At 51.6% G+C, this 25318-nt stretch carries 16 protein-coding genes, 10 tRNA genes and 1 pseudogene; 25 read left to right on the top strand and 2 right to left on the bottom strand.

Annotated features, from left to right (window positions below):
- The first annotated feature begins 4 nt into the window (after positions 1–4).
- From ACY1JZ_RS22980 to ACY1JZ_RS22895, 18 genes are all read left to right on the top strand, one after another.
- Positions 5–80 (top strand) — tRNA-Thr (locus ACY1JZ_RS22980).
- A gap of 9 nt (positions 81–89) precedes the next feature.
- Positions 90–164 (top strand) — tRNA-Glu (locus ACY1JZ_RS22975).
- 3 nt (positions 165–167) lie between these two features.
- A tRNA-Val gene (locus tag ACY1JZ_RS22970) sits at positions 168–243 on the top strand.
- Positions 244–247: 4 nt separating this feature from the next.
- Positions 248–322: transfer RNA gene (locus ACY1JZ_RS22965), tRNA-Gln, on the top strand.
- A gap of 9 nt (positions 323–331) precedes the next feature.
- Positions 332–404, top strand: a tRNA-Lys gene (locus tag ACY1JZ_RS22960).
- A gap of 11 nt (positions 405–415) precedes the next feature.
- Positions 416–496 (top strand) — tRNA-Leu (locus tag ACY1JZ_RS22955).
- A gap of 256 nt (positions 497–752) precedes the next feature.
- A complete protein-coding gene (locus ACY1JZ_RS22950) occupies positions 753–1196 on the top strand; it encodes a hypothetical protein (protein ID WP_462631085.1) in 444 nt (147 codons plus the stop codon).
- Between the two features lie 220 nt (positions 1197–1416).
- Positions 1417–2343, top strand: coding sequence for a polyprenyl synthetase family protein (locus tag ACY1JZ_RS22945; protein ID WP_462631084.1), 927 nt, complete (start codon positions 1417–1419; stop codon positions 2341–2343).
- Between the two features lie 125 nt (positions 2344–2468).
- A complete protein-coding gene (gene comX / locus ACY1JZ_RS22940; protein WP_270168055.1) occupies positions 2469–2639 on the top strand; it encodes a competence pheromone ComX in 171 nt (56 codons plus the stop codon).
- 137 nt (positions 2640–2776) lie between these two features.
- Positions 2777–5041, top strand: coding sequence for a sensor histidine kinase (locus ACY1JZ_RS22935; RefSeq protein ID WP_462631083.1), 2265 nt, complete (start codon positions 2777–2779; stop codon positions 5039–5041).
- Positions 5042–5079: 38 nt separating this feature from the next.
- The gene (locus ACY1JZ_RS22930) at positions 5080–5745 is read left to right on the top strand and encodes a response regulator transcription factor (protein ID WP_270168059.1); all 666 of its coding nucleotides are present in this window, start codon (positions 5080–5082) and stop codon (positions 5743–5745) included.
- Positions 5746–6046: 301 nt separating this feature from the next.
- On the top strand, positions 6047–7978 hold the full coding sequence (locus ACY1JZ_RS22925) for a hypothetical protein (RefSeq protein WP_462631082.1): 1932 nt from the start codon (positions 6047–6049) through the stop codon (positions 7976–7978).
- A gap of 214 nt (positions 7979–8192) precedes the next feature.
- Complete coding sequence (locus ACY1JZ_RS22920; RefSeq protein ID WP_270168062.1) at positions 8193–8942, top strand: ABC transporter permease; 750 nt, start codon at positions 8193–8195, stop codon at positions 8940–8942.
- Between the two features lie 439 nt (positions 8943–9381).
- A complete protein-coding gene (locus ACY1JZ_RS22915) occupies positions 9382–10242 on the top strand; it encodes an ABC transporter ATP-binding protein (RefSeq protein WP_462631081.1) in 861 nt (286 codons plus the stop codon).
- A gap of 211 nt (positions 10243–10453) precedes the next feature.
- Positions 10454–10528: transfer RNA gene (locus ACY1JZ_RS22910), tRNA-Gly, on the top strand.
- Between the two features lie 3 nt (positions 10529–10531).
- Positions 10532–10608, top strand: a tRNA-Arg gene (locus tag ACY1JZ_RS22905).
- A 29-nt stretch (positions 10609–10637) separates the two neighbouring features.
- Positions 10638–10714: transfer RNA gene (locus tag ACY1JZ_RS22900), tRNA-Pro, on the top strand.
- Positions 10715–10722: 8 nt separating this feature from the next.
- Positions 10723–10796 (top strand) — tRNA-Gly (locus ACY1JZ_RS22895).
- A 110-nt stretch (positions 10797–10906) separates the two neighbouring features.
- On the opposite strand, the gene ACY1JZ_RS22890 is transcribed toward ACY1JZ_RS22895, so the two are convergent.
- Both ACY1JZ_RS22890 and ACY1JZ_RS22885 read right to left on the bottom strand, forming a co-directional pair.
- A complete protein-coding gene (locus tag ACY1JZ_RS22890; RefSeq protein WP_462631080.1) occupies positions 10907–11047 on the bottom strand; it encodes a hypothetical protein in 141 nt (46 codons plus the stop codon).
- Positions 11048–11276: 229 nt separating this feature from the next.
- Positions 11277–11741, bottom strand: coding sequence for a hypothetical protein (locus tag ACY1JZ_RS22885; RefSeq protein ID WP_462631079.1), 465 nt, complete (start codon positions 11739–11741; stop codon positions 11277–11279).
- A gap of 374 nt (positions 11742–12115) precedes the next feature.
- Here ACY1JZ_RS22885 and ACY1JZ_RS22880 point away from each other — a divergent pair.
- The 7 genes and pseudogenes from ACY1JZ_RS22880 to ACY1JZ_RS22850 all read left to right on the top strand — a co-directional run.
- Positions 12116–12354, top strand: a pseudogene (locus ACY1JZ_RS22880) (IS110 family transposase); the annotation flags it as partial.
- 782 nt (positions 12355–13136) lie between these two features.
- Positions 13137–19043, top strand: a complete 5907-nt coding sequence (locus ACY1JZ_RS22875) for a right-handed parallel beta-helix repeat-containing protein (protein ID WP_462631078.1) — start codon at positions 13137–13139, stop codon at positions 19041–19043.
- Positions 19044–19442: 399 nt separating this feature from the next.
- Entirely contained in the window at positions 19443–20474 is a 1032-nt protein-coding gene (locus ACY1JZ_RS22870; RefSeq protein WP_462631077.1) for a LacI family DNA-binding transcriptional regulator, read from the top strand.
- A 388-nt stretch (positions 20475–20862) separates the two neighbouring features.
- Complete coding sequence (locus ACY1JZ_RS22865; protein ID WP_462631076.1) at positions 20863–21900, top strand: LacI family DNA-binding transcriptional regulator; 1038 nt, start codon at positions 20863–20865, stop codon at positions 21898–21900.
- Positions 21901–21992: 92 nt separating this feature from the next.
- Positions 21993–23312 (top strand): ABC transporter substrate-binding protein, encoded by a 1320-nt coding sequence (locus ACY1JZ_RS22860; protein ID WP_270168069.1) that lies wholly within the window; start codon positions 21993–21995, stop codon positions 23310–23312.
- Positions 23313–23443: 131 nt separating this feature from the next.
- Positions 23444–24301, top strand: coding sequence for a carbohydrate ABC transporter permease (locus ACY1JZ_RS22855; RefSeq protein WP_270168070.1), 858 nt, complete (start codon positions 23444–23446; stop codon positions 24299–24301).
- 12 nt (positions 24302–24313) lie between these two features.
- A complete protein-coding gene (locus tag ACY1JZ_RS22850; protein WP_270168071.1) occupies positions 24314–25141 on the top strand; it encodes a carbohydrate ABC transporter permease in 828 nt (275 codons plus the stop codon).
- The last annotated feature ends 177 nt before the right edge of the window (positions 25142–25318 follow it).

Here is a 25318-nt window from a genome sequence, read left to right as displayed (position 1 = left end):
ACATGCTCTCATAGCTCAGTAGGTAGAGTGCATCCATGGTAAGGATGAGGTCACCGGTTCGATCCCGGTTGAGAGCTCCATATCATCAAGGCCCGTTGGTCAAGGGGTTAAGACACCTCCCTTTCACGGAGGTAACAGGGGTTCGAATCCCCTACGGGTCACCACTAGGACGCTTAGCTCAGCTGGGAGAGCATCTGCCTTACAAGCAGAGGGTCGGCGGTTCGATCCCGTCAGCGTCCACCATTATTGGGGATTAGCCAAGCGGTAAGGCAACGGACTTTGACTCCGTCACTCCCAGGTTCGAATCCTGGATCCCCAGCCATTTTATTATGAGCCATTAGCTCAGTTGGTAGAGCACCTGACTTTTAATCAGGGTGTCGAAGGTTCGAGTCCTTCATGGCTCACTTTGTTTCACGCGCATGTGGCGGAATTGGCAGACGCACTAGACTTAGGATCTAGCGCCTTTGGCGTGGGGGTTCAAGTCCCTCCATGCGCATACGAATAGCGGGAACCCTTGATGATCAAGGGTTTTTTGCTTTTTATGGCGTGGCAATGGATTCCCATTGTTTAGAAATGCTCACGGATTTGCTTGCGGAATCTCTTTCTTTTTTGTGAACTTCAGCATATTCGACAAACTTCAACATAATTTGTAAAATTTAAGTAGTTTGTACCTATTACTATTATTGTAAAATTAATATAATATTATCATATGATCGCTGGCCGGCATCAAATAATCTAGCTGGAGGATTATTATGAAGCTGAAACAAATATGTATTGCTGTTCTGATTATTGCCTTGTTAAGCATTCCACAGTCCGCCTTTGCACTCAGAACCGTCGGCGATACTCAAGCCGATGCTGTTTACTTTCTAACAGATCAATACACTGATCTGATTCTTTCAGATTCTGCAGATGTCGATTGGTTTAAATGGGACAATTTTACAGGTGAAGATCGTAGGGTGACGACTTTCCTTGCCATGCTGAGTGGAACTGGTATATACAAGATGGGGATTAAAATTAAATACAGCAATGGTATCGAAAGCAGCCTCATGTATTCCGACCTTTATATGTTTGGAAGCTCATCGTTTAGTAATATTTATGTACCAGCCGGTGCTACTATATATCTAAAAATCGATGCCGTCAATTTTGTTTCGATGTATGATTATTATCGGATGTTTTTTACCCATTCCAGCATTTAAATGAAAGCACATTCAAAGCACCCTCGGGTGCTTTTTTTCATTTGTAAGCGTGCAGCGCTGCTCCTCCCTATACACTATCTTTATCGCGCAACGCATCTTTGCTTGCCAAGGAAGGCAAGGGAGGCGTAGGCGAAATTGTTTTGATTGGAAATTATTTCATATTATTATATAATAAGAGTATGACACGATGTAGTCGAAAGATGTCTATGGGGGTTGAAGAATGGAAGGTTGTTGTCTAACAGCAGAGGGACGGATGACACAGTTAGCCGAGGAGTATTTTCATGAGCCCGCACTGAGGCAGCTTGCAAGCGAATTCATCGTCTATAAGTCGACAGAGAGCAGGGTGTTCGGCACACTGGCATCACTACACTGTCAGATGCATGGCGGAACTGCCGACCAGGCGGTCTACGCTGCGGCTGCTGCAGAGCTCATGATGCTGGCACTGGACATTTACGACGATCTGCAGGATGGGGACAATGATGCAGTGCCGTGGGCACAGTGTCCGCCGCCGCTGGCATTGAACTCGGCGATCGGGTTCCAGGCATTGGCGCTGGAGGCGTTGAGACGAGGTGGCGAAGGATGTCCTGCACGGCATGCTGAACTCGCGATTCAGAAGCTCAATGAGGGCGTACTGCGGGCGGTTAATGGCCAGCATGCGGACTTGCGCAGCGAATGGCAGACGGAGGAGGCTTGCCTGCAGATGATAGCTGATAAATCAGGGGCTCTCGTGGCTGCGGTGTGCATGGCGGGTACGGCTCTAGCTGCAGGGGAACGAGGCTGCTATGAAGCGATCGCAGCGTATGGACAGGCGATCGGCATCGCTGCACAGCTACGCAACGATGTGGATGGTCTGGAGCGCTGGGATAAGCGCAATGACCTGCTGCATCGCAAGCGGACACTGCCGCTGCTTTTTATCATGGAGGATCAGACGGAGGAGGCGGAGCGACTTCGCGCATACTATAGCCACAGAATCGGGCTAGAGGAGATATTGACTGACAAGCTTGGTGTAATGGAGTATATCAGGCGTTGTGGCTGTCTGGAATATGCACAGGTGCATCGGCATATCCAGAAGGGAGTAGCGGAGCAAATTATAGCGGGGCTGGAGCTGGAGGAGCATTGGAAGGAAGCTTTATTGGAATATACCTGATCTATCAGCCACCGCAACACCACGCAACCAAACTGCGGGATACCACAATACATTTAGCGATGCATGGTTGGATAACGCATGCTATAGTAGAGAAGCAAGTAATTACAAGTAAAGGTGGAATTAACATGTTGAAACAAGTTATTGCGCAATTAAAGCAAAGCCCTGAACTGTTGAGCCAACTGCAGCAAGGACGCTTGTCATTTGCGGGTGTAAGTCCTGAAGAGCACAGAGCGTTGGCGGAAGTAATGAAAGCGCAATCCGGAGAGCCGCGCAAAAACGCGAAATTTTGGATGTAGTCGAACTGTTATTTTTAATGGGTTTGAATGGGTTTGAAAGGAATGAAGGGCATTTGAAGGCGACGGCAAGCAAGTGTTGGACATATTTGACAATAGCCTTAATGATGGCCATCTATTTTATTTGGGTTCAATTTAATGTGGCTTACATAGGAATTACTGTAGCCAAGAGCGCTGAAGGATTTATTGTTGATGTTGTCGAACAGGAGGCCTGGTCTGCCAAGAGCGGTATCCGAACAGGTGACCGTATTCTCTTATTGGACGGCCTGCCTCCTGAGGAACATCCAGAGCTAATGCTCACCGGTGATATTAAGGATGCGGCGAGCATCCTGATTGAACGCCAAGAGGAGCGGTTGTTTTTTGACTTCAGCGACATCAAGCAGCAGCCGCTCTCCTTTAACTTGACTGTTGTACCGATGCTGCTGTTTACTCTGTTTTATTTATTCTCGATATTTATTGCCTATAAGAAATCTGACGACCGATCCGCGGTGTTTTTAATTTTGTTTTTTATGTCCGTGCCGCTAGGCTTCTTAGCCGCAGGAGCGGGAGTACGAGGAGATCTTCCCTCTTACGTATTCATGAAGCTGTGTATCATTACGGTTCCGCTCATGTTTCTACAGTTTCTGGGGGCTTACTTTGAATCCTGGGGCATACGGGTGCTTCCTCTTAGGATGAGGTACATTTTTTCTTCGCTTTTGCTGATATGGCTGGGCATAGAATGGATGAATGCAATGGCGACAGGGCAGCAATTTTTGACTGGCAGCAACTTTAGAGTTGTCGTCCTTTTTGCGTTGGAGATGCTCTGTGTCTGGATGGTATCGTTTAAATTGTATTTTGACTATCGTAATACTCAGCACTCATCGCTGTTAAAATATATGATTATCGGCAATGTAGGAGCGTTTGCCCCTTTTATCATCTTATATACTCTTCCACTGCTGCTGCTAAAGGTTGAGCTTGTGGCTGCTGCGGTAGCTGCATCCTTCTTTCTTGTACTGCCGCTAGTGTATATGTATCTGGTCGCATCCAATCAACTGCTGGATATCGAGTTTATCATTGGGCGGTTGAGATATTACTGTCTTATTGCCGTCATCCCAGCATTGCTGCTAGTTCCCATCATCGGCGCGCTACTGCGTCAAGAGCCGTTCCATCTCGTACAATGGCTGCAAGCTTTCCTGGTGATCTATGTCGGAATTATCGTATTTCTATACTTGAAGGAGCTTATGGATCTCAAGCTTCGGACAAGACTGATCAAGGGTGCGCACCGCTACGAGCAGAGTCTGGAGGCTTTCTCGCGCAAGATGGCGAATGTGATGACGATCAAGGAGCTGGAGCAGTGCCTCGCGCATGAAGCATTGTCGCTGCTGCCGATTCATTCGGTCAGCTTTTTGGAACGGGATATGGCAACATCCTACGTCTCATTAAAAAAGAATCATGGTCTGATTCCACCTCCACATATTGTGCCGCAAATCCAGCATGCCGCGGAACGGCTAAGAGTAGGCGAATATGTCAAGCTCGTCGGAGGCTGCTGCTACATGATCGGTCAGAGCCAGCAGGAGCAGCATCTGATGTGGATTAGTGATAAGGATAACCGGATGGAATTCAATCATGATGAGCGCGTCTGGTTGCGTACTATGATTACCTATGTAGGCTTTGTCTACGAAAATCTGCAATTGATAGAAGGACTTGTCCAGAATCTCAATACCAAGGGAACGGAGAAGGCACCGCCATGGGTGCTTCGTTTGCTTTTTCGCTTGTCGGAGCAAGAGCGGCGCAAGCTCGCTAGCGATCTGCATGACTCTGCCTTGCAAGATCAGCTGCTGTGGTACCGCAGGCTGGAGTCATTGTCCAATGATAACATAGAGCTGTCAGCGGCTACGAAGATGGAGCTTCTTAATGTGCAGGAGGGACTGCTCGATGTCATCCATCAGATCCGGGAAACCTGTAATGAGCTAAGGCCGCCGTTTTTGAAGGAGATGGGTGTTGTCGGGGCATTGAACGATCTATGTCTTCGGGCACAATTGAATGCCAATTATACGGTGACGTTCAAGCATAGCGAGTTCCGCAATATGCTCGATGATGAGCATGTATTGACGATTTACAGAATCACGCAGGAGCTGCTGCGCAACAGCATGAAGCATTCCAGGGCAACGAAGGTTGATGTGGAGCTGTTTCATGATCATCGGTACATACAATATCGTTTCCGAGATAATGGCATTGGGATGGAGCAGGAGCGGTTGCAGTCGTCTTTTCAACATATGGGCTTGTCTGGCATTCGTGAGCGGGTGTGGAGTCTTGAGGGCGAGGTGGCCTTTCAGACGGCGCCTGGGGAAGGACTCGAGGTGGATATTCGTCTTCCCTTCCCGCAGCATGCGGCAGCCCCTATATCCGAGCATCTGTCAGGCTGATGAGCCTCAATGTCAGGCATAGTTGGAGGGGGAGCTAAATGATTCGTGTGTTATTGGTGGATGACCATCCTTCCGTTGGGGAAGGGACGAAGCATATGATCGAGCATGATTCCGATATGCTGGTATCGATTGTATTCTCCGGGGCGGAGGCGCTCCAGCTTATTGATCAGGAAGAATTTGATGTGATGCTCTTCGATCTGAACATGCCGGTCATTAGCGGATTGGAGCTGACCAAGCGAGTGGCGATCTCACGGCCCGATACGGTAGTGCTGATCTACACGGGGTATGATATTGCGGCGCACTACAACATGCTCATTGAAGCAGGGGCGTCTGGCTTTATTAGCAAGGCGTCCACCAGGGAGCAATTAATTACTGCGATTCGCTGCTCTCTGCGAGGAGAGGCGGTCATCCCGATTACGCTGCTCAGGCAACTGCGTCGCAGTGAGGTGCGGTTCCATCAACAGGCAGATGGACAGGTAATCGCCGAGGTATCGATCAGTACAAAGGAGCAGCAAATATTGCGTGAAGTAGCGACGGGCAGCAGCAATCGCGAGATTGCTACCAAGCTCTATATGAGTCAACGAACGGTGGAGTATAATCTTACGCGCATCTTCGAGAAGCTGAAGGTGCGTTCCCGTTCAGAAGCGATCAGCGAGGCAAACCGACTCGGCTTGATCCATGACCAGGAGATGTATAACCCGTAACTGAACAGACGCCCTCAGTCCATGCACAGTGGAGCTGGGGGCGTCTTGCTGCATCCCGCAAAATATATTGCGCGATTTCATTACGGTAACCCTATAAATATGCGTTGATTTGCGTGATATATTTCGGTGAACAAACTCCGTTTCTAGTCTATCATTAAGTCAAGGTTTTGAAAGAGTGGGGGCAAGGCAACATGTTGGCGAAATCAGAATGTGAAGATGTGGCAGCAGTAGGAATCTCCACTTGTTAGTTTAGCATCGAAGCGCTGGTTCCAACATTTCAAGGAAGGAGATGCAGCAAAAAGTGAAGCCTAAACTTAAAGCGCTAGTATACTATGCTCCTACTTCGGACGGTGTTGTGATCCGTTCATGGTCGGATGAGTTTGTGTTAAAGGGCAAGAACATGTATGACTGGATGGAGCGCCTGGTTCCCTATCTCAATGGCGAACAGACAGTCGAACAACTGACGGCAGCGCTGTCGGAGGCTCACAAGCAAACGATAGAGCAATTGCTACAGGAGCTTGTTAGTAGAAGCGTTGTTGTGGATGCGGCCGCAGATGCCCAGGTGAAGCTGTCGCCAAGAGAATTGGAGTTGTACAAGCAAACCTTGCTGTTTCTGGAGTGCCAGTGTGATGAGGGGAGAGAAAAGTTCAGGTTCTTTCGCAAGTCGCGTGTCCTTCTGCTTGGCCGGGGCGCCGTTCATGCCTCGCTTGTGCGCTCTCTGCTCCGAATGGGGCTTCGCTCCCCGATCTTCTGCGATGGCGCAGATCCAGAGGTTCGGAAAATTGTGGAGGAATGGAAGGCCCAGGATGAGGACTTTCTTCCCTTATGGAGCTATGGCAAAAGCGGCTTATATGCAAGGCCGAATCTGGTCGTATGGGCGGGCGACAGCAATATGGAGGGGGAAGCGATCCCCTGGATGGAGCGATGCTCCCGGGAGAAGATTCCGCTGCTTGTGACCAGCATGCTGCCTGGTTGCGGGGCAGTAGGGCCTGTGATGGATGAGGATTCGAGGTCAAGCTGGCTATGTCTTCAGCATCGATGGGGAATTGAAGCCAAACAATCTCTGACAGACCAGGAGAAGGCGGAATGCGGCAAGCTTCTTGGCAATGTTGCAGCTATGGAGGTTCTGAAGTATGTATGCCGGATGAAGCAGTCGAATGTGAGAGAACAGGTCGTAACCGTGGGGCCGGGCAAGCTGGAGATTCAACGCCGTCTGTTGCTCCCATCACCGCTTAAAACAGGAGAGCGATACAATGAGCAGGAGGCGCTTGCCTTGTTCCGCATGAGGCGAGAGGAAACGGCTAGTGTAGCGTTGATGGCCTCGATTCGGGCGGCAGTGGATGCGCGCACAGGTATCCTTTGTTCGCTGCAAGCGTGTGAGCTGCATTCTTCAGATCTGCACATCTCGCCGCTTCATCATGTAGAGGCGCAGATGAGACTGCCAGGAGCCGGCCACGATCCCCAGCCGTTCATTGGCTGGGGGACGACGCCAGAGATAGCCGCGGAGCAAGCCGCACGCCAAGCGATGATGGCTTATGCGCAGTCAGTAAGCCTGCAGATGCGCAAGCTGGGGCTGGAGGCGATCCACCGGGCTGACAGGTGCACAACAACAGCAGATGTTGTATGGGCTTGCGGCCGCAGTTATGCAGAGTGGCGTGGGAGGGGCATATTGGCGAGTATAGCGGGAGAACAGCTAGCCAACGAGAGGCAAGAGGCGCGGCGGATGAAGGTGCAGTTGATACCGTGGGATACTGCGCTTGCCCATGTACAATGGCTGCAACAGCGGCTTACGCAGCCTGTCGAGCTGACGGCACGGAGGCTCGCCTATGGCATCGGCGTGGAGGTGGCCGTCTGGAGTGATGGTGTGCTGCTGGGGCAGTCCATAGGCCGCTGTGAGGAGGAAGCGTTGCTAGGTGCGCTTCAAGAGGCGATCAGCAACCAACAGCGAGGGATAGCTCCGACTCAGGCAAGAGGAGAGCAGGCGCAGCCATGCACACCTGGAATGGAGACGGTGCAGGAGCAAGGATACCAGTCGAATGATTGGGATTGCAGTCGTGATAGCCGTAATCTGCTGCCATGGACGGAGTGGACAGCGGATGCGGAGCGTCGCCTGGCTGAAGCTGGACTGGAATTAATCATGAGGCCTTGGCTTGGAGATGCGGCGTTATATGACTGGGGTTTGCTCATTGGTAGATTTTATCTGCAAGCCCGTGTAGGTGAAGGAAGTCACTGAAGGTAAATGTTCTGTTCAAGATGAGCTGGTGCTCGTTCTCTAAAGCTAATTTCCCCCTGCGGCGTTGCTTTTCGCAGGCATACCCCCTGGTACGCCTGCGAAAAAGCGCCTGGCATGGAACGGAATTTCGGCAACATCTGCTCCTTGCGGGGAGCTTGCAAACACCCTAGTGATACTCAGGATATAAAAATGTGTCTAACAGAAGGGGGGGTGAATGATGCATGTCATGCTAGCCCATGCAAGAATGGAATTAAAGCTGTTCTTCCGTGAAGCCATTGGGTTATTCTTTGTATTTGTAATGCCTGCCATCTGCTGCTATATTTTCGGACAGCTTTATGGTACACAGCAGCCTGACGGGCTAAGCTCATTTGACGAGTTTATTCCCGGCATGCTCGGAATTATCGTGTTTACCTCAGGGTTTTTCATTATCGGCTTGCAGATTGTGAGTGATCGTGAGAAGGGAGTATATAAGAGGTTCAAAGGAACGGCGGTTAAGCCGTCCTATATGTTTCAGGCTATTATGGCCAAAGGATTTTTCGCAGTCTATGCCGGCTCGCTCCAGATTGTGCTGCTTGCCAAATATATGTTTGATGCGCCGGTTACGAGCTATAGGCTGCAATTCTGGTTAGCGTTAAGCTTTGCAGGGGCAGTATTTATGATATTCGGCTTTGTCATGGCAAGCATCGCCAAGCGATTGCAAGGAGCGATGGCGCTCAGCTTTATCGCGATGTATCCGATGCTGTTTCTATCCGGTGCAACGATTCCTGTGGCTCAACTTCCTCCATTCCTGCAAGCGCTCTCGACTGTCATCCCGCTCAAGTATGCCATTGAGCTGATGCAGAGTGCGTGGAGGGGGGAACTGTTCAGCGCTTCCAGCCTCTCTGATGCGATCGTGCTATGGAGCCTGCTGCTCGTTGGGATCGCGGTTGTCGTCCGATATTTTCGGTGGGATCATGAATCATAATTATGACCTCCAGGCAGCTTTCTGAAGCCATAAACCATATAAATTGAACGACATTTTCAACACATCAGGGCAAGCTTAGGGCTCCTCCTCAAGCCGGATGGAGCGGTTGAGAGTTTCGTTCAGTTTATAGGGCGGCAGCGGAGCTGCCTGTTCTCGTTATGTAATAGAGAAGGTCAGTGCACCTATCTTATCCTAAGCTGCTGCTGCTGAGCGAAAACGGAAGGAAAGGCGTCAGTCTTCTAGACGCTTGGGAATAGAAGCAAGTAGATGGGACGATGCTTGAGAAGAGGGGGGCTGTGCTACCAGTAATAAATTTAAGTTGCATTTTATTGTGAGAACGATTATCATTGACAGTATAAACAATGACAGTCCTGTTCTATGTTCCCATAGGAAGTGGAGCGAATAAGGCCGATAACTTGATGAGGAGTGGATGTAACGGATGACTCGTTTGACGACAACGAACCTGGACATTGCTTATGAGAAAAGATTGATTGTTGAGGACTTGAATATTGCCATCCCTCAAGGCAAAATTACAGCGCTTGTTGGTGCGAATGGTTCCGGGAAATCCACAATTCTGAAGACGCTGGCGCGCCTGATGTCTCCAAAGAACGGGAGTGTCCTATTGGACGGCAAGTCGATTCATAAACAATCGACCAAGGAGGTAGCCAAGCAATTGGCGATTCTGCCGCAGAATCCGACCGCTCCAGATGGCTTGACGGTATCGGAGCTCGTCTCGTATGGTCGATTCCCTTACCAGAAAGGGTTCGGCTCATTGTCTGCTGAAGACCGGAGAATCGTCAACTGGGCGCTGGAAGCGACAGGCATGTCCATGTTTGCAGACCGCCCTGTGGATCAATTGTCTGGTGGGCAACGGCAGCGCGCCTGGATCGCAATGACGCTCACTCAGGGCACAGATATGATCTTCCTTGATGAACCAACAACCTTCCTGGACATGGCACATCAACTGGAGGTGCTGCAGCTCCTGGAGAGGCTCAATATGAAAGAGAAGCGGACGATTGTTATGGTCGTGCACGATCTGAATCATGCCTCCCGTTACGCGCAACATATGATCGCCATCAAGAGCGGTCGTGTATCCGGCGTAGGTGAACCGGCACAGGTGATGACGCCGGAAATTCTGCGCGAAGTGTTTAACATTGAAGCGGATATTGTTCCTGATCCTCGGACCGGTGTGCCACTCTGCTTGCCTTATGCGCTTGTACAATCCCATCCGGTGGAGTCATCCCCAAGCCTGGAGCACCAGAAGGTGGAGCGCCGTGAGCTTGCGGCAGCGGGAGCCTAGAGGAGCGAAGAGGGGGAACGGACGGTCAGCATACTGACCGTCCGTTCTTGCGAGTTCTCGTATGAATGAATGTGCAGCGAAGGTAGCAACTACAGTCGGGCAAGAAATTTTGAAAAAATAATAAAAACCTCTTGCATTGTGTTTTAATCCATGGTATATTATTTCTTGTCGCCGCTGATAACAGTTGGTGATAAGGTGAAGTAATTAATGTGCGGAAGTGGCTCAGCGGTAGAGCATCGCCTTGCCAAGGCGAGGGTCGCGGGTTCGATTCCCGTCTTCCGCTCCATAAGTGCCCTTAGCTCAGCTGGATAGAGCGTTTGACTACGAATCAAAAGGTCGGGAGTTCGAATCTCTCAGGGCACGCCATTCCTTATTGAATGGTGCATATAGGTTAACGGGACGTAGCTCAGCTTGGTAGAGCACCTGGTTTGGGACCAGGGGGTCGCATGTTCAAATCGTGTCGTCCCGACCATCACACATGCGGGTGTAGTTCAATGGTAGAACTTTAGCCTTCCAAGCTAATAGCGTGGGTTCGATTCCCATCACCCGCTCCAGCATAATAATCGACGAGAAGCCTTGATTTATAAGGCTTCTTTTTTGTTTTTGGATTCGACAAAGAAGCACTTTCTAGGGGGCTATGTGGCAGATTGCAAAAAGTGTGGCTTCAAGTTCTCAAAGCGGTTGTCAGCATTCCGACTAACCAGTTTGGATTCCTCCATGTAAATGTCTGCAGTGTCGAAAGTTTGGTATGCCTCAATCGTTCCTGAATTGTTTTCAGGTCAGCCCTGCTTTCCAGCAGCACCATGGCTGTTGTGTGTCTCAAATCGTGAAGGCGAACACCTTTACATAATAGCTGGTCTTAGTGAGGGTAAACACAATGTTAGTATTAAAGGCAAGGGTGTTGAAAAAAGCAAGTTTGGAGAACAAATCAAAGAATACAATTTTAAAAAACGAACTGCTAAAAAAATTCAATATTCAGTAAAAAAGCCCGCTATCCGTTAGGAAGGCGGGCTTGATAGCTATTATCTGACTCTTTAAAAATCAATACTTCTGGTACCTAATGCTACTTGATAAAAATCTGAAGAGCTATTAAAGGTTGTTGCTTTTACCATGAAAAATATCTCACAGTTTGCTGGCAAATACACACTACTGACAAACTTACCAAAGCCCACATCAAGAGCTTGAACTGGAGTGCTACTTATCCCGGTAGGATATTTAATGAAAAACTCGAAGTCATAGACTGCTGTTGTGGGTGATTTTAATGAGAAATCTATGAAAATAGGGGAGTTAGAAGTGTTTTTCCATTTAAAATAATCAACATCTGCTTGATTCGAGAGAAATAGAGTTACGTACCCTGAGTTAGGTGCAATTGGAATTGCCGTTGCAGGAGTGTCCCCGATTCCAATGGCAGTGGGTTGGATAGATTCGGCATAAGCAGATTGAGCAAACGTCAACATACATACGGCAATAATAACTGCGAACATTTTTCTAATCTTCATCAGTTCCTCCGAATGTGATTTATTTTAGAAGCTGGCCAGCTATCTCACCTCTTTTATACCATAATAATGCGTATTGGGATAATGAGTCCTTAGTCCTTATTTTGTAAAATCATGTAACTTTTATTGTAGAATTATGACGTAAAAACCTGCTAATTAGTAACAGGCGGGCTCTTTATCATGATCTCGTTCGTAAACCTAGCATGAAAATATCCACTTTACGGTGGTGTAACCCCGACAAATAAACTGTTGAGAATGAGTTATGTGCACAAACCTATGCTGGCTCTGAATACCCATAAGAGAACCGCGAACAGAAAAATGCTCACACTCGAATTGATCCGCCGTCATATACTTCAGTTATGGAGGTCAGGGCATTCATTACTCATGTCGCGATGGAGAGCACGGGTATCTACTGGAAACCCGTCTACAACATTCTTGAGGGATACTTTACCGTCGTGCTGGCCAATACCCAACGAATCAAGAATGTTCCCGGTCGCAAGACGGATGTTTGCGATGCGGAGTGGATTGCAAAATTGCTTCGCTTCGGGTGGATCTGATTGAACCAAGCTTTGTTCCATCAGAGGATCTTAGAGGGGCAAGGTATGTCCGTCTGCGGTATCAGGGGAAGATGGTGCACCCGATCAGCATGAGCTGAATAGGTGTTTGCGCTTTTTAGTTCTGCGAGGGCGGAGCACTAAGCGGCACAATGAGCCCCTTCAGAAGAACCAGTCAACGGCCCATTTCCTCAGTTTATTCAGCTTACACTGGTTCAAATAGAAACCTTTCATGTCTGCGTTCATTGCCGAGTTGCTGGTGGTGAGACTTGGAGAATCGCAGAAGAATCTTGTTGTTGTGGTCATCTTTCGGCTACGGGGCAGGGTGTCTGATTCAGCTCAGTAGATGCTTTATTCTACTCGGGCTGTTTCTCAATATGATGATAAGTTATTCGTCTATTGCATCCAGCGCCTCTGGAGGAGGGGGCAAGCTAATCGAATAGCCGTCTGAACAGCCGGATCAGCAAGCGTGGAAGATAGATGACCAGTTCACCTACCAGCTCCCACAAGAAGGAATGTATATGTGTCCGTCGGTTGGTTCTTCGTTTCACTTGCTATCTCCTCCCCTGATTAAGTTGCATATAGGAATATACGAGCGGCTTCGTTTAATGTTTCAATTAGCCCGCTATTTTAACATATAAAGGATGCACCCCAGTTATCATTACCTCATATCGAGGGCATTAGTGCGCTTTCAAGCAGAGAATGACAGCGAATATAAGCTAATGATTATTGTTGTTATTTATGAAAGCGCTTATCATAAGGCGGGATGCAGTGGCGTTAACACAGATGAAGCTCTGTCTGGCAGACTCCTAGGCAGGAGCAGTAATGAAAGGGTGATGAGGCATTGAGTAGGATTCGAAGCTGGAGAACCTCTCTGACGGCTCTGCTGTCGGTGCTGGTATTTCTGTCCTCCCTGCCGCTGGCAGCGGCAGAGGAGACAGGACAGCCGGAGGAGGAGCCATTCATTCGCATCGGAAGCGAATGGCAGGGAAGCGTATTTGGTGACGTTGGCGGTCAGGACAAGATTACATTGAACAATTTCAGCATCATGGAGCAAGAGGACGGATTAGTAACGATACGCAGCGTCGGCGATCGCGGTAAAATCGCTGGTGGCTCAGAGGGACTGGCTTATTATTATCAGGCGGTACAGCCGGAGGATAATTATGAACTTACGGCAACTGCGCATGTAGACCATTGGGGAGCTGCGAACAATCAGGTATCATTTGGTCTGATGCTGCGCAGCAATATACTGGAGAATGAACACGCCGGCGGCTCCTTCACAGGGAACTACGCAGCGGCGGGAGCATTGGATCAAAAAATGAAAGCGTTCTATAAAAGCGCAGGCACGCTTGTCAAGAATGGTATGGAGTTCGAGGCCGCTAGCCCGCAGACGGGTGAAAGCTACCAACTGCGTATTAAGAAGTCTGGCAGCCTGATCGTCCTGTCTGTGAACGGGGAAGTTCAGACGATCAGCGAGCTGACAGACGAATACCGGTATGCCGGCTTATATACGGCTCGCAATGCAGTAGTTACATATACAGATGTAGAGCTGAAGCGGGAGGGCGAGGAACCGGAGGTAGTGCTGGGGGAATGGGAATTCAGCGCATTCGGCGGCAATACTAGCCTGGATAAAAACCCTGCCCCGACAGTTGTGGATCATGGTGCGCTGCGGCTGACTGCGACGGGTGGCAAGATAGCAGCGGGCGACGAAGGGATGTCCTACGTCTATAAGAAGATTCCGCAGGGGGTCAACTTTGAGCTGGAGGCGCAGGTTACGGTTCATGAGTTCAATCAGACCGCTACAATCAGTACTCCAAATCAGAAATCGTTCGGGCTGATGCTCAGAGAGTCTGTTGGGACGAACGGCGATGCCTCCACACAGACGACAAGCTATGCGGCTGTAGGCGCTCTGGATCAAGTGATGAAGGGCTACTACAAGCAGCATGGTTCACAGACGAAGCTGGAGCCATATGAGGGGAGCCGAGCGCCGGCTGCAGGCGAGAGCTACACACTGCGTATTCGCAAGATGGGCGATACGGTCATCCTTAGCAATGGCGAGCAGAGTGAGGTTGTGACCCTCGATGGGGCGTTGCAAGGTGAACTGTATGCAGGCTTGTATGTAGCTCGTGATGCCGATGTTACATTTACTGGCTATGAGATTCGTATAGATAACCGCAAGGTGCAGCATATCGAGGTGGATGCATCGGCCATGAAGACGGTCTATCGGGTGGGCGAGCCGCTTCAATTGGACGGCTTGCAGGTCAAGGCGATCTATGCTGATCAGAGCGCCCAATTGCTAGCTCAAGGCGACTATATCGTCACCGGCTTCGATAGCAGTCAGCCAGGCTCATCGGAGGTAACGGTTCACTATAATGGTCTGGCGGCCAAGATCGCAATCACGATCTCTGCGTTATCGGCTACAAGCCTGCGGGTCAAGTATTACCCGGCCAAGACTGTGTACTATCCAGGTGATCAGCTTGATCTGGCGGGATTAATCGTAGAGGCGAGCTATGATGATGGCTATCTGATCGCGGAGTTGCCGGAGGAAGATTATATCGTGTCTGTGAACGGACAAGCGGTGACGTCCGAGTCTCCATATCTGTTCGGACAGCATAGCGGCGAGTCAGTCGTTGAGATTACCGCCGCAGGCGCGCCGCAGGTGAAGACAAGCTTCACGGTAGCCGTCAAGGAGGCCGCTCTCTTGGAGCTGGTCATCGGCCAACAGCCGGAGCGGTTGGTGTATTATCTGGGGGATGAGCTTGACCTGGATGGGTTGGTGCTCTACGCGGTCTACAGTGATGGCAGCCGAGTCAGGCTGATGCGTGGGGAATATGAGGTGGAGGCGTTCCATACCGATGTCCCGGGTACACGCGACATCCGGTTGACCCATAAAGGGAAGTCGGTGGCGCTTCCAGTTACAGTCAAAGCAAGGGAACTGGCAGGCATCGAGATTACGCGCTACCCGCAGACAACGTACCAGGTGGGGGAGAGCTTCAATGCAGAGGGGCTAATGGTAGCCAAGCGTTATGACAACGGTGATCTTGAACCGTATACAGACTTCGAGCTGGATACATCCCGCTATGACAACGCGCTTGCAGGCATCTATGAGCTGGCGATTCGCCCCGCCGACCAGCAGATAGAGCCGATCGCACTTCGGGTTGCGGTCAGGGAAGCGAAGGAGTACACATGGCGGTCGATTCGCTTTGGGCAGTCTACCTCGAATGCCAACAATAAGGTGAATGTGCAGGACAACGGCGTGATTGAGCTGATTGCCCTGGAAGGCGGCGGCAAGGTAACCGGTGATCATGATGGCATCGCATATTATTATACGGAGCTGGACGCAATGCAGGATAATTTCGAATTATCTGCTGATATTCGCGTCAAGGCATATGCCAAATCGCCGCATGATGGCCAGGAATCCTTCGGCATTATGGCGCGCGATGTGATCGGCGAGCCTAATACGTCGAGTGTATTCGCCTCGAACATTGCAGCGATTGGCGGCTACAGCGGGGGGACGCGTGATGCGAATGGCACGCAGTTGTTCGTGCGTACCGGCGTGGAATCACCGGACGGTGCAGGCAGTCAGGGGATTCAGCCGATTATGATTCGCAATGAGCTGCCAGGGCCAGGCAATACATATCCTGCTGCGGCCTACCGTCTGAGCTTATCCAAGACGAACAGCGGTTTTGTCGGCAGATTGAATGATGGACGGGAAGAGCTGATCTTTGAGCCGGACATCCTGAAGATACAGGACAGCGGCAAAATGTATGTCGGCTTCTATGCTGCCCGGCTGGCGACCATCGAGGTGAGCCATATCGAGCTGCGGGTTACAGCTTCCGAGACGGATCCGCCCAAGGTGTTGCCAGAGGCAGACCCCGTAGTGCCGCAGTTGGAAATATTGTCGCGTGAGAAAACCTCGGAGAGCGATTATCGCCTCATTATGCGCTCCAATGTGAGCGGTGTAGCACGGGTCAAGCAAGGGCAGCATGTGATCGCCGAGGAGCTGGAGATGGCGGCTGGAGAACGAGTCGAGGTAGCGGCGAAGCTGCCGGCACAGACTGCGACCAGCTTCAGCATCAGCTATTTGCCGGGTGATACACAGCGACTGACTTCGTATGAGCAGATCGTTCGTAATTTCTCTGTGCGGATGACGAGCTATCGCGAAGGAGCCGACATCTACGTATCGCCAGCGGGAACGCCGACTGGGGATGGCAGCGAGCAGCAGCCGCTGGATCTGGATACGGCAGTCGAATTTGTCCAGCCCGGGCAACGGATCATCGTGCTGGAGGGCCGGTATGTCCGAAGCAAGAAGCTGGAGATTGGCAAGTACAATGACGGGCGCGAAGGAGCGATGAAGACACTCACGGCAGCTCCAGGCACGAGGCCTGTCATCGATTTTGACAAGAAAACAGAGGGTGTCGTATTAAGCGGCAGCTACTGGCATGTGTACGGCCTGGATTTCACACGATCTGCTGGCAATATGAAGGGCTTCACCGTCGGGGGAAGTCATAATATTGTCGAGAACAGTCGTTTCTATGAGAATGGAGACACCGGATTGCAGATCAGCAGAACGGATACGACGGAGAATGATCGGTCGCAGTGGCCGTCTTACAATCTGATTCTGAACAGCACGGCTTTCGATAATCGTGATCCGTCTGACAATAATGCGGATGGCTTCGCGGCCAAGCTGACGGTCGGGGTAGGCAATATATTCCGCGGCTGTATCGCGCATAACAACATCGATGATGGCTGGGATTTGTACACGAAGGCAGGTACAGGTGCGATTGGGCCTGTCATTATCGAGAACAGCATTGCGTACAATAATGGATTTTTGCAAAATGGTACAGTCGGAGCGGGCGATAAGAACGGGTTCAAGCTAGGCGGTGAGGGCATTCATGTGCCGCATATCATTCGCAATAGTCTGGCCTTCGGCAATGGCGCCTATGGCTTTACGAGCAATAGCAATCCAGGTGTCATCGCTCTTCATAATATTGCCTTCAATAATGCAAGGGGCAATCTGAGCTTTACGACGTACCCGGCGATCACGCCAGATTTCAAGCTGGAGGGCTTCGTCTCCTTCCAGATGGAGAGTGCGGCGAAGGATAATTATCCGACCAAGCTACAGTCGCCGAGCAACTACCTGTTCGACGGCAGCACGGCAGTGAATAGTAAGGGCGTACAATTGACGGCGGCGAACTTCGTGAGCCTGGAGCCGGTAACGGTCTATGAGCGTGATGAGCAGGGCGACATTCAATGGGGCGACTTCCTGCGCTTTATCGCTCCAAGCTCTGGTGAAACACCGGGTAGCTACTATCCGAGTGCTGGCCCGGCAGCCATGGCGGCTGAGGGCAACAAGCAGAATGAGGATGGCAGTGTAACGATCCTGACCAAGACTGATCGGGCAAGCGCGACCCACAGCACTGTAAAGGTGGGAGTCACTAGTCTGAGAGAGGCGGTTGCACAGGCAAAGGCAGATCATACAGGTCGCAAAACGGTACACGTGGCCGCAGATGGCGGATATGATAGTGAAGCGACGGATGGTATGGCCTATGAGTTCAGCCTCCCGGCAGCCAGTCTGCGCGAAGATGCGGAAGTCCGCCTGGAGCTGAAGCTGCATGCGCCAGGTGTGACGGTGACGGTGCCAGCGGCGGCGTTACAGCAATCGTTACAGGCCGATACGCAGCACATCAGCATCGTGGTGCGTACAACGGACAAGGCGGCGGGTATGCAGCCTCAGAGCCAAGGTCTGCCTGCCGGTTCAGCAGGTCGGGCGGTCACCGTCGATTGGCTGGTAGATGGTATAGCTGGAGCTCGGCAGCTTGCAGAGCCGGTACAGATTACGTTGCGTCATGCGGCACAGGGAACCAAAGCGGAACGGCTGTCTGTCTACAAGCTGGAGGATAGCACGGCTACCGATGAAGGAACGGGGTCAGAGTCTTCGACCGCAGTAGAGCTGGCGAGCCTCTATCATCAAGCGGATGGAACGATTCAGTTCGAGACGGCTGCACCAGGCATGTACGTGATCTGGCAGGGAGCGAAAAGCTTCACAGATGTACCCGATACGCACTGGGCATATCGGGAAATCCATGAGCTGGCAGCTCTGGGCATCATTCAAGGCGTGACGGCTGATGGGTTCGAGCCGGGCCGACCGGTGAGTCGTGCGGATTATGCGTTGCTGCTGGTGCGTGCTCTGGAGAAATTAACTTTGCTGGAGGAGCAGTCAAGCAACGCTGCCGTAACGGATTCAGCGGCTGGAGCTGCGAGCACCAGCATCGAGCCCGCAGAAGCAGGTACTAAGGATGCTAACGTCGGTTCTGTAGCATCCGAAGAGACGGCTGCTCAGACAGAGCCGTTCCGTGATGTTCCTCAGGGAGCCTACTACTACGAGGAACTGAAGGCAGCGCAGCGCTACGGCCTGATCCGGGGCGGGGCAGATGGCAACTTCTATCCGCAGCAGAGCATTAGCCGCCAGGAGATGTTCGTGATGACCGCCAGAGCGTTACTGCTGGCAGGCTTCACGGTGCCGGAGATGGAGGGCAGTACCGAGCAGACGCTGAGCACTGTCGGCGATAGGCTGGCTCTCGCCGAATATGCCAAGCAGGATACGGCACTGCTTATCGAGACAGGGCTTGTACGGGGCAACCGGGCAGGGCGGGTACTGCCGCAGGCAGGCGCTTCGCGGGCTGAAGCAGCAACTCTTATATTCCGTCTGATAGAGCTGTTGAGCCAGACGGAGACGGAGACCGAGTAAATGCATGGCTTGGTTTGACCATCCCTGCTACAGCATGTGATTAACGAAGGAACAGACAGCACTCTCCCTCTGAGCAGTAACCAGCGTATGCTGCCTGCTTGCGAGGGGGAGTGTCTGCCGTTGCAGGCGGTGCGGTAGCTCTGCAGGGGCACTAGCAAGAGCAGCAGAACAGCAGAATAGCACGTGCAGCAAGAGCAGCAAGAACAGGAGAGCAGCACATGCAGCACATGCAGCAAGAGCAGCAAGAGCAGAAGAGGGAGGCAGCCGGGCAGTCGCACCTTACAACTGTATGAGATTGACACAACATCCGTATCCAAGTAAGATAAGTGAAACGTATTAGCCGGCGATGCCTGACGAAGTATCGTATGGGCAGGCCGCTATGGAGAACGGGGGAGGAAGATGTCTAGCATTAAAGAAATCGCCCGGCTGGCCAATGTCTCGCAGGGAACGGCCTCCCTGGTGATGAATGGGAAGGGAGATCAGTACCGCATATCGGCTGCCACACAGCAAAAGGTGCTGGAGGCCGCCAGAGCGTTGAATTATCAGCCGAACATTTCGGCTCGACGCCTCCGCAGCGGCGGGGAGAAGGTGCTGCCCATAATCGCATTATTCTGGACGCTGGATACGCGCACGGTGTTGATCAGCCGTTTTCTGCGCGGGCTGCAGCAGGAGCTGGCAGAGATCGAGGGCGAATACGAGCTGCTAATTCAACCGTTTGTCGGATCGAAGCTAAGCGAAACCCGCAGTCTTGTGACCGGCACGCGCTTCAACGGGGCGATTATCGCCAACCCGACGGAGGAAGATGAGCGTTATCTGGAGCAGTCGCAGCTTAATGTGCCCATTGTGCTGTATCAGCGCAGCTCTGAGCGGTATGCCTCGGTAAATGTAGACAGCTATGCCAGTGGCCGGGCGGTAGCTGAGCTATTCGCTTCCCGCGGACATCAACGAGTCGGTGTGCTGGTGCCGGATGTTTCTTCGGCTGCCATCCGTCTGCGCAAGGAGGGCTTCTTGGAACGTGCAGCGGAGCTCGGTCTGGAGGTGAGGGACGAGCATGTGGTGTATGGTGATTTTTCCGAGCGCGGCGGCTACGAGGCGGCATGTAAGCTGGTGAAGACAAGCTTGCCCTCGGCTCTATTTGTCATTAGCGATCAGATGGCGGTAGGCGCATTATCCGGCTTGCATGACAGCGGTAAGCGGGTGCCAGACGACATTGAGCTGGTCGGACATGATGATGATGAGATTGCCCGCTTCACGATCCCTTCCTTGTCCACGGTCCATCTCCCTGTAGAGGAGATGGCGCGAGAATGCTTGCGCATGCTTGTTGACCTTATTCATCATCGTTCGCCAGAGCCTGTCGCCCGCTTGATGGATACGAGCATCGTCCTTCGCACCTCCTGCGGAATCGACAGCTCGAATGCGGATGACGCTTGAATGAAGCAACTGCCACGCACTTTTATTATCTTCATCCCACTTCTATTGCTTAGCGGCAATAAAGTGGGATTTTTTTGATGCTCTAAGCCAGGCCGTCTACCCAAGGGCGTCCTTCACCGCCTTTTCGCCCCGTACTGCGTTGCTTTCTCGTGACGTGACCCGGTATTCCTGAGAGCAAGCGCCTTGCCTGAGACGAAAATTCGGCTCCCGTCGGAGCTTGAAGACACATCCTATACCTTTTGCTAAAACGTATTAATCATTTCTATTGACATGAAAGCGTTTTTAAAATACAATAAAAACGTATTAGCAATACGTTTTAGCAAAAGTTCTAAGTCGTAGTTGAAACCGCTTCAATCCATTATTCATGAATGACAAGGCGAGGTGAAGCATGTCCGGTATAAAAGAGATTGCCGAGCTAGCCCAGGTCTCGCGAGGGACAGTTTCCCTTGTTCTGAATGGCAAGGGCGACCAGTACCGCATATCTTCGGCTACCCAGGAGAAAATATGGAATACGGCGCGGCTGCTGAACTATCAGCCGAATATATCGGCGAGACGGCTTCGAAGCAGCGGTGAAAGTGTGCTGCCAATCATTGCCTTGTTCTGGTCGCTGGATACGCGGGCGGTGCTGATCAATCGTTTTCTCAAGGGACTTCAGCAGTCGCTTCGCTCCAATGGTCAAGAATACGAGGTGCTGATTCAGCCCTATGTCGGCAACCAACTGCATGAAGTGCGCAGTCTGTTGACCGGAACACGCTTCAACGGGGCGATCATCGCCAACCCGACAGAGAAGGATGAGCGTTATCTGAAGGAAGTGAATCCGCTAGTACCGCTTGTGATGTATCAACGAGAATCGGATAAATACGCGTCCGTTAACGTGGACAGCTATGCGTCAGGAGAGCAGGTGGCTCGCTTATTCGCTAGCCGTGGCCACCGCAGAGCTGGCATCATCATTCCTCACGTCTCCTCACGAGCGATCCACCTGCGCCGATTGGGCTTTATCGACAAGGGGAGGGAGCTTGGGTTGGAGCTGGAACCGCGCCTGCAGGTGCGCGAGGATTTCTCCGAGCAGGGCGGTTATCAGGCCATTCGGCGGATGCTGCAGGAGAGGGAGCAATGGCCGACCGCGATATTCGCCATCAGCGATCAGATGTCGGTAGGGGCGCTCAAGGCTCTGCATGAAGCAGGCATCTGCGTTCCTGATGATATAGAGTTGGTCGGGCACGATGACGATGAGGTAACCAGATATACCGTTCCCAGCTTGACAACGGTTCATCTGCCAGTCGAGCAGATGGCAGAGGCTTGCTTTGGACTGCTGACGGAGATGATGCAGCATAGACTGCAGGAGCCAGTAAGCCGCATATTCGATACGCACCTTGTCTTTCGTCAATCCTGCGGGCCATTTCGCAACGAATTTCGCGATGCTTAAATGCGGACAAGGGTACAGGCAGATAAACTGGCCCATCCGCTTTAAGAATAGATTTTAAGAGTAGATATGACAATTGGGGAGGGTATACACGTATGAAATTCAACAAGCTTACCACTGCACTTGCCTCTACTGCGTTGCTCGTCGTCTGTGCCGCTTGCTCCGGACAGACCACTCCGGAGTCGACTGGCTCTACCTCCGGTACAGATACGGCAACCAAGGGGCCGATCAACATCGATTATTGGGGGGGCTGGACAGGCCCTGACCTGGAGACGATGAAAGGGCTGGTCGATCAATTCAACAAGGAGCAGAGCAACATTCATGTCGAGTTTACCTCGATGCAATGGACACCGTTGTTCACCAAGTTTTTGACCGAGATGAAGGTGGGCAACCCGCCAGATGTGCTGGCGATGCATCCATTTGAGATTGGACAGTTCTCGGAGATGGGCGTGCTCGACGATTCCCTTATCGGGCAGGTGCAACTGGACAAGTCGAATTATTCTGATTTTGCATGGGGCGGAACGATGTATAAGGGCACGCAATATGCGGTGCCGCTCGACGTGCATATGCATGGTCTATTGTATAACAAAGAGATGTTCTCCAAAGCAGGTGTAAGCGCTCCCTCGACAGGTGAGGAGTGGATCGCCGCAGCACAGAAGCTGACTATTGATAAAAACGGCAAGCACCCGAATGAAGAGGGCTTCGATGAGAACAATGTCGTGCAATATGGACTGGGCTTCAGCATGAACCACCACGTCTTCTATCAGTTCTACGCGCTTGTGAATCAACAGGGAGCGAACCCGTTCACAGAGGATATGAGCAAGCTGGAGCTGGATGAACAGCAAGCGGCCAAGGCGCTGGGCTTCCTGCAGGATCTGGTATTCAAATACAAGGTGGTGCCTAAGGGGCAAAAATCTCCGGTGGACGACTTCACAGCTGGCAAGGTGGCGATGATCGTCGACGGTCCATGGCAGATGCCGAAGCTGGAGGCTTCGACGATCGACTGGGCGAGCGCGCCGTATCCGAAGGTGTTCGACAAGGCGGCGGCTTGGGGAGCGGCTGAGGTGCTGACATTCCCGGTAAACAAGAAGGCGACAGAGGAAGAAAAGGCAGCGGCTGTAGAGTTCGTGAAGTGGCTGGATCGCAACTCCGGCGCATGGGCGAAGTCAGGCCAGCTCCCTTCCAGCAATGCGGGCATGGAAGCGGCCAAGGCGCTGCCAGGTCGTGAGGCGTTCATTAGCAGTCTGGATAACGCGGTACTGCTGCCGGCGCATCCGAAGGCGACCCAACTGTTCTCCAGCACGGCGCCAAGCCCGATATTGACTGCTGCGCAGGATGCTGTATTGAACAACAAAGATCCGCTTGAAGTTGCACGCGAGCTGAAAAAGAGCATGGATGCTATATTGGCAGAATAATGCCGGATAAGGTTACAGGCACGGACTAGAACTCGCTGTATGCATATTCCGTATGACGGCACTGCCGTCATACGGATGGCATGCAGCCGACAGGATGCAGGATATTTTGGGATAGAAGGGTTGTCGAGGGGATGAAAAACCAAGGCAAGGTTGCCGCTATGTTTCTGTTGCCGTACTTGCTGGTCTTTCTCGTATTCAGGTTCGGCCCTAGTGTGGCCGGCTTGTTCATCGGTTTTATGAAATGGAATATTATAGGGGACGCGAGCTTTGCCGGACTGAGCAACTTCAAGAAGCTGTTTGCCGATCCTATTTTCTTTACATCACTAAAAAATACGTTGTTGTTTCTCGTCATGGCGCTGCCGCCGCTGATCATCTTCAGCCTGCTGCTGGCCGTGCTGCTCAATCAGAAGCTGAAATTTCGCAATGCGGTGCGCACCATCTCCATCATGCCCTACGTGTTAATCCCGGCGGTCGTGGGCATCATCTGGAACTGGCTGTATGACAATAATTTCGGCATTTTGAACTATTACCTCAAGCTGCTCGGCCTTAGCCCCGTGGAATGGCTGACCAATGAGAAGTATGCGCTGTTCTCTGTAGCGATCGTCACGGTCTGGTCGTTCCTTGGTTATAACATGATTCTGTATCTGGCGGGGCTGCAGGATATATCCAAGGATTTGTACGAGGCCTCCGAAATTGACGGAGCTACCAAGCTTCAGACCTTCATGAAAATAACGCTGCCGCTGCTGAAGCCGATCACCTCTATGATTGTAACGCTTACGCTGATTAATACGATTCAAGTGTTCGACCAGATCTTCGTCATGACCAACGGCGGGCCGGGGACGGCGACACTGACGCTTGTACAGTATTTGTACGGCACAGCCTTCCAGAACTATAACCTCGGATATGGTTCCACGCTGGGCATCGCTATTCTGGTCATACTGATCGTCATGGTACAGATTCAATCTAGGCTGCTCAGGCTGGACGAGTAGGGAGGAAACCACATGCATACCAAAAAAGTGATCGCATACCCTGTCATGGCGCTTGTAGCCGTCGTATTTCTGTTCCCGCTGCTCTGGTCGCTAATCTCATCTCTAAAGCCGGAGGCGCAGATCATCAGCTACCCGCCAAAGTGGATTCCGGAGACGTTTACGCTCTCCAACTATACTGCCGTGCTGAATAATTTTCCGTATATGAGCTGGATGGGCAACAGTGTCGGTATGACCGTAGCGTCTACGCTATTTGTGCTCGTCATCACAACACTGGCTGCGTATGCGTTCGGACGGCTGCATTTCAGAGGCAAAAAACTGCTGTTCATGCTGATTGTGTCCATGCTGCTGATCCCGATTCAGGCTTATATTGTCCCACTGTTCCTGCTCGTCTCCAAGCTGAACCTGTTGAATAGCTACTATGCGATTGTGCTGGTCGCCGGGGCCAATGTCACGAGCGTATTTATCCTGACCAGCTTCTTCAAGACGATTCCGCGGGAGCTGGAGGAGGCCGCGCGGATCGACGGCTGCAAGGACTTCGGCATCTTCAGCAAAATCATGCTGCCGCTGGCAAAGCCGGCGTTGTCGACTGTGACGATCCTCATGTTCATCTCCAACTGGAACAATTTCCTGTGGCCGCTCATCGCGATTCGTGAAAATTCTCTGAAGCCGCTGGCTGTAGGGATTGCACAGTTCATGGGCGGAGCGAACTCTACTGCACAGTTCCAATACGGCACCTCGCTGGCCGGGGCGTGCATGGCCATTATTCCATCGCTGATCGTCTTTCTGTCGTTGCAGCGCTATTTTGTGGAAGGAGTGGCCAACACAGGAATTAAGGGCTAGGACGTGACTTCAACCCCGGCTCAAGGGCATCGATCACCGTCTTCACGTTCTGTTCTGCGTTACTTTTCTCTTGCTGTCCCGCGGTGCAATTGTGAGAACGTGTCCCGACCTGAATGAGAAGTCGGTCATGCTCCTGTCGAGTTGAAGTACATTCCGTAGTTGGCACCCAAATAATTA

The sequence above is a fragment of the Paenibacillus sp. J5 genome, from assembly GCF_054955055.1.
The sequence above is the reverse complement of the archived record's forward strand: the minus strand, read 5'-3'. Positions and strand labels throughout refer to the sequence as shown.